The sequence below is a fragment of the Streptomyces sp. NPDC059743 genome (genome assembly GCF_042732975.1).
Lineage (GTDB): Bacteria > Actinomycetota > Actinomycetes > Streptomycetales > Streptomycetaceae > Streptomyces.
The window spans coordinates 612,924-624,930 of record NZ_JBHWGS010000001.1; the positions used below are offsets into that span (position 1 = coordinate 612,924).

At 70.0% G+C, this 12,007-nt stretch carries 15 protein-coding genes; 7 read left to right on the forward strand and 8 right to left on the reverse strand.

What is annotated here, in order from left to right; genetic code table 11:
* Positions 1-23 precede the first annotated feature (23 nt).
* From ACFV6H_RS02780 to ACFV6H_RS02815, 8 genes are all read right to left on the reverse strand, one after another.
* A complete protein-coding gene (locus tag ACFV6H_RS02780) occupies positions 24-1,187 on the reverse strand; it encodes an alanine racemase (RefSeq protein ID WP_385537728.1) in 1,164 nt (387 codons plus the stop codon).
* 2 nt (positions 1,188-1,189) lie between these two features.
* Positions 1,190-2,344: an aminotransferase class V-fold PLP-dependent enzyme gene (locus ACFV6H_RS02785; RefSeq protein ID WP_385537731.1), complete on the reverse strand. Its 1,155-nt coding sequence runs from the start codon at positions 2,342-2,344 to the stop codon at positions 1,190-1,192.
* Between the two features lies 1 nt (position 2,345).
* Positions 2,346-3,392, reverse strand: coding sequence for a phosphotriesterase (locus ACFV6H_RS02790; RefSeq protein ID WP_385537734.1), 1,047 nt, complete (start codon positions 3,390-3,392; stop codon positions 2,346-2,348).
* A gap of 130 nt (positions 3,393-3,522) precedes the next feature.
* The gene (locus ACFV6H_RS02795; RefSeq protein WP_385537737.1) at positions 3,523-4,890 is read right to left on the reverse strand and encodes a YhfT family protein; all 1,368 of its coding nucleotides are present in this window, start codon (positions 4,888-4,890) and stop codon (positions 3,523-3,525) included.
* 74 nt (positions 4,891-4,964) lie between these two features.
* Entirely contained in the window at positions 4,965-5,321 is a 357-nt protein-coding gene (locus ACFV6H_RS02800) for a DUF2620 domain-containing protein (RefSeq protein WP_385537740.1), read from the reverse strand.
* 42 nt (positions 5,322-5,363) lie between these two features.
* On the reverse strand, positions 5,364-5,738 hold the full coding sequence (locus ACFV6H_RS02805) for a PRD domain-containing protein (RefSeq protein WP_385537744.1): 375 nt from the start codon (positions 5,736-5,738) through the stop codon (positions 5,364-5,366).
* A 129-nt stretch (positions 5,739-5,867) separates the two neighbouring features.
* Complete coding sequence (gene yhfZ, locus ACFV6H_RS02810) at positions 5,868-6,806, reverse strand: GntR family transcriptional regulator YhfZ (protein WP_385537747.1); 939 nt, start codon at positions 6,804-6,806, stop codon at positions 5,868-5,870.
* A 138-nt stretch (positions 6,807-6,944) separates the two neighbouring features.
* Positions 6,945-7,838 (reverse strand): methyltransferase domain-containing protein, encoded by an 894-nt coding sequence (locus ACFV6H_RS02815; protein WP_385537750.1) that lies wholly within the window; start codon positions 7,836-7,838, stop codon positions 6,945-6,947.
* A gap of 129 nt (positions 7,839-7,967) precedes the next feature.
* Here ACFV6H_RS02815 and ACFV6H_RS02820 point away from each other — a divergent pair, with 129 nt between their 5' ends.
* The 7 genes from ACFV6H_RS02820 (at position 7,968) to rplS (ending at position 12,005) form a co-directional block, all read left to right on the forward strand.
* Positions 7,968-8,171 (forward strand): hypothetical protein, encoded by a 204-nt coding sequence (locus tag ACFV6H_RS02820; protein WP_385537753.1) that lies wholly within the window; start codon positions 7,968-7,970, stop codon positions 8,169-8,171.
* 283 nt (positions 8,172-8,454) lie between these two features.
* Positions 8,455-9,048, forward strand: coding sequence for a hypothetical protein (locus tag ACFV6H_RS02825; RefSeq protein WP_066950741.1), 594 nt, complete (start codon positions 8,455-8,457; stop codon positions 9,046-9,048).
* A gap of 266 nt (positions 9,049-9,314) precedes the next feature.
* Positions 9,315-9,755 carry a 30S ribosomal protein S16 gene (gene rpsP, locus ACFV6H_RS02830; protein WP_093590570.1) on the forward strand — a complete coding sequence of 147 codons (441 nt, stop codon included), beginning with the start codon at positions 9,315-9,317 and terminating at the stop codon, positions 9,753-9,755.
* A gap of 2 nt (positions 9,756-9,757) precedes the next feature.
* Positions 9,758-9,997, forward strand: a complete 240-nt coding sequence (locus tag ACFV6H_RS02835; protein ID WP_005311361.1) for an RNA-binding protein — start codon at positions 9,758-9,760, stop codon at positions 9,995-9,997.
* A gap of 112 nt (positions 9,998-10,109) precedes the next feature.
* On the forward strand, positions 10,110-10,703 hold the full coding sequence (rimM, locus tag ACFV6H_RS02840) for a ribosome maturation factor RimM (protein ID WP_385537935.1): 594 nt from the start codon (positions 10,110-10,112) through the stop codon (positions 10,701-10,703).
* Positions 10,703-11,524: a tRNA (guanosine(37)-N1)-methyltransferase TrmD gene (gene trmD / locus ACFV6H_RS02845; RefSeq protein ID WP_385537757.1), complete on the forward strand. Its 822-nt coding sequence runs from the start codon at positions 10,703-10,705 to the stop codon at positions 11,522-11,524. The genes rimM and trmD overlap by 1 nt, the downstream gene beginning before the upstream one ends.
* A gap of 130 nt (positions 11,525-11,654) precedes the next feature.
* Positions 11,655-12,005: a 50S ribosomal protein L19 gene (gene rplS / locus ACFV6H_RS02850; RefSeq protein ID WP_066950731.1), complete on the forward strand. Its 351-nt coding sequence runs from the start codon at positions 11,655-11,657 to the stop codon at positions 12,003-12,005.
* Positions 12,006-12,007: the final 2 nt, after the last annotated feature.

Below are 12,007 nucleotides of genomic sequence, written 5' to 3' on the forward strand. Positions count from 1 at the left end.
GTTGGCTCCTTGCTGACGGCGCCTCACAGGGCCCGGCCCCGGCTGTCGTACAGGCCGGTCAGCCGCGGCTCGCCGGCCGAGAGACCGGAGACGACCGCGACGGTCGAGCGTGTGACGAAGATCTGGGTGCGGAAGGCGAGTACGGCGGTGTCGCCGGCCCGGACCGCGCCGGGCGAGGCGGGCGCCTCCAGCAGCCGGTAGTAGTCGATGTTCTCGGCGGGCGCGTCCTGTACCGCGAGGCGCACTCCGGCGCGCGGCAGCAGAGCGTCACGGATGCCCGCGCGCGGGTAGAAACCGCCGCCGTGGAGCGCGGGCCGACCGTCCGCGAGGGTGTGCGCGACCTCGCTGACATAGACATAGGCGGGCCGCTCCGGCTGGTCCGCGTCGATCGCGTGCAGCGGAGTGGTGCCGGTCAGGGAGTGGCCGGGCTCGCCATGGGTGGCGCCCAGCTCCGCCAGCAGCGGCAGACTCGCCATGGAGGTGGCGCTGGGCGCGCTGAGCTTCAGTCCTTCATGGCCGCGCGCGGCGAGCGACTCCCGTGCCTTGAGGGCCAGTTCGAAGGTGGCGGTCGGGACAGGAGCACCGGTCACCGGATCGCAGAGCACACACGGGAACGCGGTGACACCGGCGATTCTGATGCCAGGAAGCTCCTCTGCGGCTGCGGCGAATCCGTCCACGGCATCGAGCGGTACACCGCCCTCCTGACCGGGATAGACCGATCCCGAGGCGCCCTCGATCCGTACGAACACGTCCTGGACGAAGCCCAGTCCACGGGCGGCGTCCGAGACGGCCCGTGCGTTGGCGAGGTCGAAGACCGTCACGGCCTCGGGCCGCCACCCGAGCAGCTCCGGCAGTTCGCGGTGCGGGATCTGTACGAGATGGCCGAGGTTGCCCGCCCGCGCGCCGTTGGCGTGCAGGATCCGCGCCTCGGACGGATCGATCGCGGCGGAGCGCGGGATGTGCCGGGCGATCGCCCGGATCAGCGCCGGATTGCGGCCGAGCTGTTTGACGACGAACCAGAGCGAGAGCCCGAGCCGTTCGGCCTCGGCGGCCAGCAGCGCCGCGTTGACCTCGACGGCGTCGGCGTCGATGACATACGTGTCGGGCGGGACGGCGCCGGACCGGTGCAGCGCGGTCGCCGCGTCGACGAGCCCGGGATTGCGGGTGAGGACGGTGTCCAGGAACACGGTCAGCCCTTCAGCTCGTGCGGCTCGTGCAACTCGTGCGGCTCGTTCAGCTCGCGCAGCGAACGGCGCAGGATCTCGATGACGAGATCGGCGCCGGCCCGCATCGGGTTGATCCGTACGGTCCAGTCGGCGAGTTCGGGAGCGTCCTCCAGCGACGAGGCGGAGAGCCGGTAGACGAGCGGCGCGATCTCGTAGCGGGAGTTGGAGCCCACCGGATAGGGCGCCGCGCCGTGCCGGGCGGCGACGGCGGGCAGTTCACGGGCCGCCGGCCGGTCGAGCCGTACCAGCAGACAGCGGTCCTGCGCGTTGGCGATCCGTACCTCCGCGACACCGGGCACCTCACCGGCGCTGAGCCGGGCGGCGACCTCCTCGCCCACCTGGGACTGGAGCGCCCACATGACCGGGACATGGGTGAGGGCGCGCAGCGCGTCGAGCGCCTGGTGGCCCTGGACCTGGCCGCCGCCCGAGTAGTTGTCGGCGCGCACGCGCGCGACGAGATCGCGGGCGCCGACGATCGCGCCGACGCCCTCGGGGCCGTGCAGCTTGAAGAGGGAGAAGCAGGAGGCGTCCGCGCCGAGTTCGGCTCCGGAGGCCGGGACGCGCATCACCGCGTAGTTGTCGTCCACGACGGTACGGACTCCGGCGGCGCGGCAGAGCGCGAGGATCTCGCCCGGTTCGTAGGAGTCGGCGAGCCGCTGTCTGCTGTGCTGGACGTACGCCCAGCCGAACGCGCCGGACTCCAGGGCCTGCCGTAGCGCCGTCGGATCGTTGAAGTCGGCCTCTGTGGTGCGGACACCGAGTCCGCGCAGGGTGGTGGCGGTCGACTTGTAGACGGGCGCCCGGTGGATCAGCAGCGGAGCGCCGGGAGAGACGGCGGCCTGGAGCGCGGCCCGGATGGCGCCCGTTCCCGCGCCCTGGACGAGCGCGGCGTCCTCGGCGCCGAAGTGGTCGGCGAGTACGGCCTCGACGCGCGCGGTGGTACGAGGCCGGCCGAGTCCCGGTACGACACCGGCGTCGGCCTCGAAGAGCTGAGGGCCCTCGAAGTGGGCGGCGACACACTCCAGCAGCCGGTACTGGAGTCGGACCGCGTCCTCCAGTGACACCGTCGGCAGCGGGAAGGTGGGAGGAAGCTGGGCCGGGGAAAGTTGTACGGACATCTCAGATTTCCTCCGCGTCGGTGCCGGTGCCGGTGCTTGGGGCTGTTCCTGTGCCGGTCAGAAAGCGCAGCGGATTGCGGCGCGTCATCAGGTCGATCAGCGAACCGTCCACGCCCGCCGCGCGCGCCTTCGGCAGGAAGGAGCGGAAGAGATGCCCGTATCCCTGGCCGCCCTCCGACTCCAGATAGCCGTGGCGTGAGATGTCACCGCTGAGCAGGATCCGGTCCGCGTGTCCGGCCTCCAGCAGCGCGAGCAGCAGCCGCAGCCGGGTGTCGTCGCTCTGGTAGCTCTCCTTGCCGACGGTGTCGAAGGCGACGTACGCGCCGCTCGCGGCCAGTTCACGGTGGACGGCCGGAGCGTCGAGCAGATCCTGGTGGCCGAGGGAGATCCGGTGCGGTGCCAGGCCCGTACCGGTGAGCAGATCGAGCTGGGCGAGCGCGCCGCGGCCGAGCTGGGCATGGGTGGCGACGGAGAGTCCGGTGGCGAGGGCGGCATGGGCGGAGGCGAGGAGCGCGCGGGTCTCGGGCTCGCTCGGGCGCTCGCCGTGGCTGCCGATCTCACCGAGGACACCGGGCCTGATCGGGGTCCCACCGGACCCGTCGGACTCGGCGGTGAGCTCATCAGCGAATCCGTCGGTGATCTCCCGGACCAGTGTCTCCGTGAGCTGTTCCACGCTCGCGCCGTGGATCTCGTCCGGGTGGAACGGTTCGTAGTACCAGCCGGTGCCCGCGACGACCGCGACTCCGGACTCCTCGGCGATACGGGCCAGGGCGCGCGGGTCGCGGCCCATGCCACGACAGGTCAGCTCGATGACCAGGCCGAGCCCGAACTCGGCACGTAGGGCGGCCAGTTCGGCGGTGACGGCGGAGCGGTGGCGCGCGGTGTCCAGGATGGCGGCGCCGTCGCCCGCCCGGTCCAGATCGAGGACGAGATGTTCATGGGCGAGCGCCGGGCCGCGTACGGCGGAGACGGGCAGCGGCCCGGCGACGGTGAGCAGTTGGTCACGGGTGTGGGGGACCGGGGAGTGTGCCCCGGGGTGGTGCTGCATGGTGCGGGTGCCTTCCCGGCGCGCCTGGTCGGGACGTGCCTGGATCGGACGGATCGGAGTCGGACGGATCAGAATCGGGCGGACCGGAGGGAGGAAGCGCCTGCCGGGTTGGCCGGGCAGTGGCCTGGTGTCAGCCCTTCAGCGGCGTGAACAGATCCAGCCAGTGGAGGATGTTGAGCAGAACGCCACCGGCCAGGACTGCCGCGGGCGCCGCCGCCATCCGCACCACGGGCCTGCCCATCGCCTCGTTGAGGAGATAGAGCCCGCCGACGACGAGGATGCCGAGACCGCCGCCCATGACATTGGCCGCGAGCAGGGAGCCGAAGAGAATCGCCAGCGCCAGCGTCTCGGTGATCGCGGCGCGCAGATGCTCGGAGGAGTCCCGGACGCTCGGCAGCTTGCCGAGGACCTTGCCTATGGAGGACAGGGCCAGCACTTCGAGAGCGAAAACCACGGCGCCGATGACCGCCGCGAGCAGCGGGTTCGGCAGCAGATAACCGATGGGATAGACGAGCGTGAAGCCGGCGATGCCGTACGCGCCGGAGGCGAGCGCGGTCGTCGCGATCAGCGGGACGAAGCCGAAGACCCGGTAGAAGTCGACCTGGGCCGCCTCGCTGTACTGGCCTTTGGCGATCAGAAAGCTGGTGGCCTCGCCTCCGCCGAATATATGCATCTGCGCCAGGACACAGACTCCGGCGCCCAGCACCATGAACAGCGGCAGATGGCGGCGCAGCCGCAGCGCGCTGGAGCTGAAAAGGGAGGCCATCGGATCGTCCGCGTCCTCCTGGTCCGTCTGTCCCGTACCGGAGGTCTGCTCGCCGGCCGCGAGCGCGGCGGCCCGGTCCGCCGAGCGCTGGACCAGGTCCTTCCTGACCGCGAAGCCGATGAGCAGCAGCACACCGGCGGCCATGGCCAGTGAGCCGGCGAAGACATTGGGCCAGAGCTTCATCGTCAGGATGACGAGCGCCAGCTCCAGCACGGCGGCCAGACCGCCGCGCAGTCGGCCGAACTGCCTGGTGATCGCGAGCACCGGAAAGAGCGTGAAGAGAAAGAGGATCGGTGTCGACATCTGCTGCATCGCGGTCAGGAAGTCGACGGGCAGATTGTGCGCCACATCATTGGCGCCGCTCAGACCGAAGACCACCACCGCGCCCCAGGCGCCGCCGAGCAGCGGCGCGAGCCACTTCCTGGGCGCGAGGATGCCGAGGATGTCGGTGGGCAGGAAGAGCAGCCATGGATTGAGCACACCGCTGGAGAGGGCCATCGGCGCGCCGAGCCCGAAGATGAAGCCCGCCGAGAGCCCGAAGGACACCGCCGTGGTGCCGGAGCGCTTGGAGCGTCCCTGGATGAAGTCGAGCATGAACGGCCGTACGCCGTCGTTGAACACGGCCAGGGCCAGATGCGAGATGAAGGCGGTCAGCGCGCACAGGGCTATGACGAACAGTTTCTGGGTCAGCGAGAAGTCCAGACTGGTGCTCGCTGCGAGGACGGTGTTCACAGGGATGTCTCCTCCGGGCCCTGGCTCATGGATCTACGGGTGGTCGGCTACGGGCGGGCGGTGCCTACGGGCGGTCAGCTACGGGCGGCGATCGCGCGGGCCATGATCGGGGCGATCACATCGATCTGGTCGATGGCGAAACCGAAGACCTTCTTGCCGTCCGCCAGCAGCCCGGCGACCTGGTCCTCGGTGGGCACGGACCGGCCGAAGGTGTGGCAGAGCGGCTGTCCCAGCAGCCCGACGAGGACGCCGAGCGACGCACCGGCGCCGGTGTGGCAGGTGCCGAGGTAGTAGTCGGCCTGGCCGACGCGGAGTTTCATCGCGGCGTCCATGTCGTTGGAGACCGTGATCTCCAGTCCGTCGAGGGCGAGGGCGCTCACGGTGTGCGCGACCTCGGTCTTGCCGACGCCACCGGTGAGGATCTTTGTCATGGCTCAGTCCTTTTCCTTCAGTCGAGTCGAGGGCGATGTCCGTCAGCCGGCGGAGTGCCGGCCGAGTACGGCGAGATGCAGCGCCAGGAAGTTGATCTCGGACTCCGGCAGCTCGGCGCCCAGCTCGCGCCGGGCCCGTACGGAGACGGCGCGCGCCCGTGCCACGGCCTCGGGATGTCCCATGAGCTCGGCCGCCACCTGCTCGTCGGTACGGAACTCCTCGATCGGCGTTCCGTCGAGCAGCCGGTCCAGCGCCATCATGAGATGGCTGGTCAGCATGGCCGCCGTGTCCTCGGTGACGGTGTTGCCCTCGTCGGCCAGTGCGTCCAGCTCGTCCCCGACGAACGTGGCGACCTCGGGCCTGACCTGGCCGCTCTCACGGAACAGCGTGATGCGCAGGGCGAGCTGGTCGTCCATAGTGCTCCCTTCTTTCCGGGTCCTTCCGGTAACGATCAGACAGTAACCAGGATTTTGTATTTTGGGCCGCGCCCGGTGTCCCGTAGATCTCCTTGATCTCCTTCGGTGGGCCGGTCCTTGTCGCGGCGGTCAGTACGAGGGCGCGCGTTCACCGTTCAGTACCTCGGACTGGAGCGTGGTGACGACGGACAGATCGAGCGAGTCCCGTACGGCACCGAGAGCCTTCGCGCCCTCGGTCCTGCCGATGATCGCCGCCCGGGAGTTGCGCAGGGCCAGCTCCCGGGAGACCTCGTCGCCCAGCGGCAGGACGTCCACTCCGGGACCGAGCCGGCCCTGTACCTCGTCCAGATTCCAGACGGTCGCGTCGGCCAGATCGTGCTCGAACAGCTCGCGGAGCTGCATGTACGAGGCCTCGACCCACTTGATGTCGGCGCGCCCGGCGAACGCCCGCTCGGCGAGCATGCGCTGGTCCTCGGAGGCATGGTCGACGGCGACGCGCAGTCCCTGCGTCTCGGGCGTGGTGCCGTGCCGCAGCAGCAGTCCGTGCGCGCCCACATAGGTGGCGGGACCGAGATCCGCGATGAGTTCGACCGGATGCTCCTCGATCAGCCGGTCGGCGGCGAAGCGCGAGAGCACCACGAGATCGACCTTGCCTTCGAGCAGCGCGGTGGTACGGGCACCGGCGCCGCGCATAAAGGTGATCGCGAAGGGCGCGCCCGCCTGCTCGAAGGCCGCGCGCAGCCCGGTGGCGAGCCCTTCGTAGCGGCGGGAGTACGGCAGCGGCATCGCGGCCAGCAGGGTGCCGAGCCCGGAGAGCCGCCACAGTATCGAGCGGTCGGAGCGGACGAGGAAGGTGCCGAGATGGCCCCGGGCCGTGGTCTCGATGGCCTGGGCGCTCTCCAGAAGCTGGAGCGCGGCCTGGACGGTTCCGTTTCCGACGCCCAGCTCCACGGCGAAGTCGCGGACACGCGGCAGCCGGGTGTCCGGCTCGTGGTTCAGCAGCAGAACGGCGAGCTGCCGGGCCGCGAGGCCGTTACGGGTCAGAAAACGTTCGTCAAAGCCGGTCACGGAAGAGACAGTAAACAGGATTCTGGATAGTGACAAGAGGCGCGCACCGGCCCATTCAAGAGGCGCGCACCGGTTCATTGCCGGGCCGATCCCGTACCGGAACGGTGCCTGCGGTTGCTCGGACCGGATCGTCGCAGTTCAGGGCGTACGGGCGATCAGATAGCGGAAGACATTCGGCATCCACACCGTGCCGTCGGGCCGCAGATGCGGCTGGAGCGCCTCGCCGATCTCCTTCTCCACCTGCTGCCGGTCCGTCGCCCGGATCGCCTTGTCGAACACTCCGGTCGACAGCAACCCGCGCACCGCGCTCTCCGTGTCCGCGTAGCCGAACGGACAGGCCACCCGTCCCGAGCCGTCCGGTTCCAGCCCGGCCCGCGCCGCCACATCCTCCAGATCGTCCCGGCGCACCGGACGCCGGGCGTCCTCGCGCAGCCGGTCCGCCGGCCGGCCCGCGACCCGCAGCAGGGCGTACGTGGCACAGCGCTCCGGCGGTCCCCAGCCGGCCAGTACCACCGGCGCGCCATGCTCCACCAGCGGTATCGCCGAGTCGAGGGCGGGCGCCAGTCCCTTCGCGTCGCCCGCCACCGTGCCGATCGGCTGGAAGGCGGTGATCAGGTCGTACGGCGGCCGACCGGGCTCCGTGGCGGCCTCGGCGGCTGCGGCGGCTGCGGCGGCTTCGGCGATCCGGTCCGCGGGCAGGACCGTCCCGGTGCCGGCCGGCCGGTCCTCGCCGTCCCGCTCCCGGTCGGCGAGAAGCCGCTCACGGGCCAGCGCCAGCCGCTCCTGGTCGGCGTCGACTCCGGTCACCCGCGCGCCTCGCGCGGCGGCGAGCAGCAGCGCGAGTCCCGAGCCGCAGCCCAGACCGAGCACCCGTGTCCCGGCGCGTACCTCCAGCCGCTCGTACACCGCCTCGTAGAGCGGCACCAGCATCCGTTCCTGGATCTCGGCCCAGTCGCGGGCGCGTGTGCTCACGACCGTGCGCGTGTCCGCGCGCCCTGGAGGAAGCCGGTGCCGGCCGAGCGTAGGTGCCATGGGCAGCGCCCCAATCCGTCGAGGTCCCCCTGAATGCCAGGGAACTCCCGATCCGCACGCACGTCCAGTGGGTGGTCGGCAAAGCGTGAGTGCACCGGGCGTGCGCCCGGCGCACATGGCTGGATCTCAGTGCCATTCACTGCCCGCCGCACGATGATGATCGGACCGTACGGATACGCCTGGGCGGCGCCGGGCACCGCCGGCGAGGCCGCGCCGGCCGAGCGCGAAGTGTCCGTACGATGCCTTGTCACCGAGGGCGGGAGCGAGGGCGGGGCGGTTCCCGAGGCGGACGGCACTCCCGGTACTGTCGCCGTCGTGGCCCGCGCCTCCTGACGCCCACCGACCGAGGGCGCCCGCACGGCGCCGCCCGGCCCGGCGTTCCCGCCCGCCGCACACCCGCCCGGTGAGCTGGGAAGACGACCGGCAGACGTAGATCGTCTACGCGTCCCTGCGTACGCGGCGCTACGTACCACCTTGGGACGAGCTGTGAGGCTTCTCCGCAGATCGACGCACCCGCCCTCGTCAGGACGCATCAATGGCAACTGACGGGTACGTGCAAATTATTTGGGATGCCCCGTAATGGAACCCGCGAGGGCTCAGGCTCGTTGTTCACGACGTGAGCACGACACCACCTGTTCTCGCCGCAGAGCTGGCGCAGGCGTGGGCCGACATTCAAAGGTCCCACCCCGAGCTGCCGGATCTTGCCGCGCCAGAGTCCCTGATCGGAGAGTCCTCGTCCGCCTGCGGCGCCGAGCTCTCCTTCGAACGACTGCTTCATGAAGCGGTCCATGGCATCGCCGCTGCCAGAGGTGTCCGCGACACCTCGCGCGCGGGCCGCTATCACAACCGCCGATTCCTGGCCATCGCCGAGGAGATGGGCCTCGACCATCCCGAGGAGCCGCATCCCAGCAGCGGTTTCTCGCTGGTCTCGCTCAGCCCCGAGGCCAAGCGCCGATATCGGCCCACCATCGAGCGCCTCCAGCGCGCGCTGAAGGCGCACACGGTCGCGACGGCCGCCGACACCAAGCGCAGCTTCCGCGGTCCGGCCGCCCGGCACGGCTCGTCCGGCGGCGGAGTCCGCGTGAAGGCGGTCTGCGACTGCGGGCGGAACGTACGGGTCGTTCCCTCGGTCCTCGCCCAGGCGCCGATCGTCTGCGGAGGCTGCGGGAAGCCCTTCCGTATCCCGGAAGTGGTGGGAGCCGCGAGCTGATCACCGGCACCGGAGCGGGACCCGCGGCGAGATCCGCGGCGGGGCCCGGTGCGCGACCTGGTGCGGGGCCAGGTGCGCGACAGCGGGCCGCGGACGCCGGGGCATGTAGCGGTGTGTAAGTGTGGCAGAATGGCCAGCTGTACTCGACAGTCGCACAGGACCCCTCTCTCCTCCGGCTGACGCGTCCATCGGGCGGATCGGGTACCGCAACCCCACGCGGCATCCCGTTGTGCCCAACCACGTCAAGACCAGGAGACACCACTCCAGTGGCAGTCAAGATCAAGCTGAAGCGTCTGGGCAAGATCCGTTCGCCTCACTACCGCATCATCGTCGCCGACTCCCGCACCCGCCGTGACGGCCGGGCCATCGAGGAGATCGGTCTGTACCACCCGGTGCAGAACCCGTCGCGCATCGAGGTCGACTCGGATCGCGCGCGTTACTGGCTGTCCGTCGGCGCCCAGCCGACCGAGCCGGTTCTCGCGATCCTCAAGCTCACCGGTGACTGGCAGGCGCACAAGGGCCTCCCGGCCCCGGCGCCGCTGCTCCAGCCGGAGCCGAAGGCCGACAAGCGCGCCCTCTTCGAGGCCGCCGCCAAGGACGCCGGCGACGAGCCCAAGGGCGAGGCCATCACCCAGAAGGCCAAGAAGTCCGACAAGAAGGCCGACGAAGCCGAGTCCTCGGCCACCGCCGAGTCGACCGAGGCCTGAGCATGCTCGAGGAGGCTCTCGAGCACCTCGTGAAGGGCATCGTCGACAATCCGGACGACGTGCAGGTTGCCTCGCGCAACCTGCGCCGTGGCCGTGTGCTGGAGGTCCGGGTCCACCCGGACGACCTCGGCAAGGTGATCGGCCGCAACGGCCGCACCGCACGTGCTCTGCGGACCGTCGTGGGCGCCATCGGTGGCCGCGGCATCCGTGTCGACCTTGTCGATGTGGACCAGGTTCGCTGACAGAGCTGGAACACCGGCACGGGCCGGGGAGGGCCACCGCCTTCTCCGGCCTTCGCTGCTTCCATCGCCGTGTCATTTCATTGCCGTCATGCCGGAAAAGAAGGTGCCTGTAGTGCAGTTGGTGGTCGGGCGGGTGGGCCGCGCTCATGGGATCAAGGGCGACGTCACCGTAGAGGTGCGTACGGACGAGCCGGAACTGCGGCTCGGGCCCGGCGCCGTACTCGCCACGGACCCGGCCTCGGCCGGACCGCTGACGATCGAGTCGGGCCGGGTGCACAGCGGCAGACTGCTGCTGCGCTTCGAGGGCGTACGGGACCGTACGGGCGCCGAGGCGCTCCGTAACGTGCTCCTGATCGCCGAGATCGATCCGGAGGAACTTCCCGAGGACCCGGACGAGTTCTACGACCATCAGCTCATGGATCTGGATGTCGTCCTGGCCGACGGCACGGAGATCGGCAGGATCACCGAGATCTCCCATCTGCCCTCGCAGGACCTGTTCATCGTGGAACGGCCCGACGGCAGCGAAGTGATGATCCCGTTCGTCGAGGAGATCGTCACGGAGATCGATCTGGAGGAGCAGCGGGCCGTCATCGATCCGCCGCCCGGCCTGATCGACGACCGGGCGGAAGTCGCCGGCGGACGGAGCGAGTCCGGCGGACACGATGAATCCGGCGGACAAGGTGAATCCGTTGGGGATGACCACTGATGCGACTCGATGTCGTCACGATCTTCCCGGAGTATCTGGAGCCGCTGAACGTCTCGCTGGTCGGCAAGGCCCGTGCGCGCGGCCGGCTCGATGTCCATGTGCACGATCTGCGGGAGTGGACGTACGACCGGCACAACACCGTCGATGACACTCCCTACGGCGGTGGACCTGGCATGGTCATGAAGACCGAGCCCTGGGGCGAGGCACTGGACGACATCCTGGCGAGCGGCTACGAGACGGGCGCGCACGGACCGGTCCTGGTCGTCCCCACACCCAGCGGGCGCCCTTTCACCCAGGAAGTGGCCGTCGAACTGTCCGAGCGGCCCTGGCTGCTCTTCGCGCCCGCGCGGTACGAGGGCATCGACCGCCGGGTCGTGGAGGAGTACGCGACCCGGATCCCGGTTGTCGAGGTGTCCATCGGCGACTATGTGCTGGCCGGCGGCGAGGCGGCTGTACTGGTCATCACCGAGGCCGTCGCGCGGCTGCTGCCCGGTGTCCTCGGCAATGCCGAATCGCACCGCGACGACTCCTTCGCGCCCGGAGAGATGGCCAATCTGCTGGAAGGGCCCGTCTACACCAAGCCGCCCGAGTGGCGCGGGCGCGGGATTCCGGACGTACTGCTGAGCGGCCACCACGGCAGGATCGCGCGCTGGCGCCGGGACGAGGCGTTCCGCCGTACGGCACTCAACCGGCCCGATCTGATCGAGCGCTGCGACGCGGCGGCCTTCGACAAGAAGGACCGCGAGACGCTCTCGATCCTGGGCTGGTCGCCGGAGCCGGGCGGCCGATTTTGGCGCAGGCCGGATGACATGGAAGAATAGGCCGCTGCCGTACGTCCGGTGTGCGCCCCTGCCACAGGGGGAACGACGCCCGCCCGACGCGAACGGCACCCCGAACTCTCCTCTCGACATCCGCTGATGACCTGTGGCATCAGCGAGGAAGCAGATCCACATGTCCAGCCTGCTCGACACAGTCGACGCCTCGTCGCTCCGCAGCGACCTCCCCGCCTTCCGTCCCGGTGACACGGTCAACGTGCACGTACGGGTCATCGAGGGCAACCGCTCCCGTATCCAGCAGTTCAAGGGCGTGGTCATCCGCCGCCAGGGCTCGGGCGTCCGCGAGACCTTCACGGTCCGCAAGGTCTCCTTCTCCGTCGGTGTCGAGCGCACCTTCCCGGTCCACAGCCCGATCTTCGAGAAGATCGAGCTCGTGAGCCGTGGTGACGTCCGTCGCGCCAAGCTCTACTACCTGCGTGAGCTGCGCGGCAAGGCCGCCAAGATCAAGGAGAAGCGCGACAACTGAGT

Excerpts from the sequence above, each read along its gene's own strand:
- trmD (WP_385537757.1), top strand. The coding sequence starts at position 10,703 with ATGCGACTCGATGTCGTCACGATCTTCCCGGAGTATCTGGAGCCGCTG.
- ACFV6H_RS02790 (WP_385537734.1), bottom strand. The coding sequence starts at position 3,392 with ATGCAGCACCACCCCGGGGCACACTCCCCGGTCCCCCACACCCGTGAC.
- ACFV6H_RS02815 (WP_385537750.1), bottom strand. The coding sequence starts at position 7,838 with ATGGCACCTACGCTCGGCCGGCACCGGCTTCCTCCAGGGCGCGCGGAC.
- ACFV6H_RS02835 (WP_005311361.1), top strand. The coding sequence starts at position 9,758 with ATGCTCGAGGAGGCTCTCGAGCACCTCGTGAAGGGCATCGTCGACAAT.
- ACFV6H_RS02785 (WP_385537731.1), bottom strand. The coding sequence starts at position 2,344 with ATGTCCGTACAACTTTCCCCGGCCCAGCTTCCTCCCACCTTCCCGCTG.
- ACFV6H_RS02805 (WP_385537744.1), bottom strand. The coding sequence starts at position 5,738 with ATGGACGACCAGCTCGCCCTGCGCATCACGCTGTTCCGTGAGAGCGGC.
- rplS (WP_066950731.1), top strand. The coding sequence starts at position 11,655 with ATGTCCAGCCTGCTCGACACAGTCGACGCCTCGTCGCTCCGCAGCGAC.
- ACFV6H_RS02800 (WP_385537740.1), bottom strand. The coding sequence starts at position 5,321 with ATGACAAAGATCCTCACCGGTGGCGTCGGCAAGACCGAGGTCGCGCAC.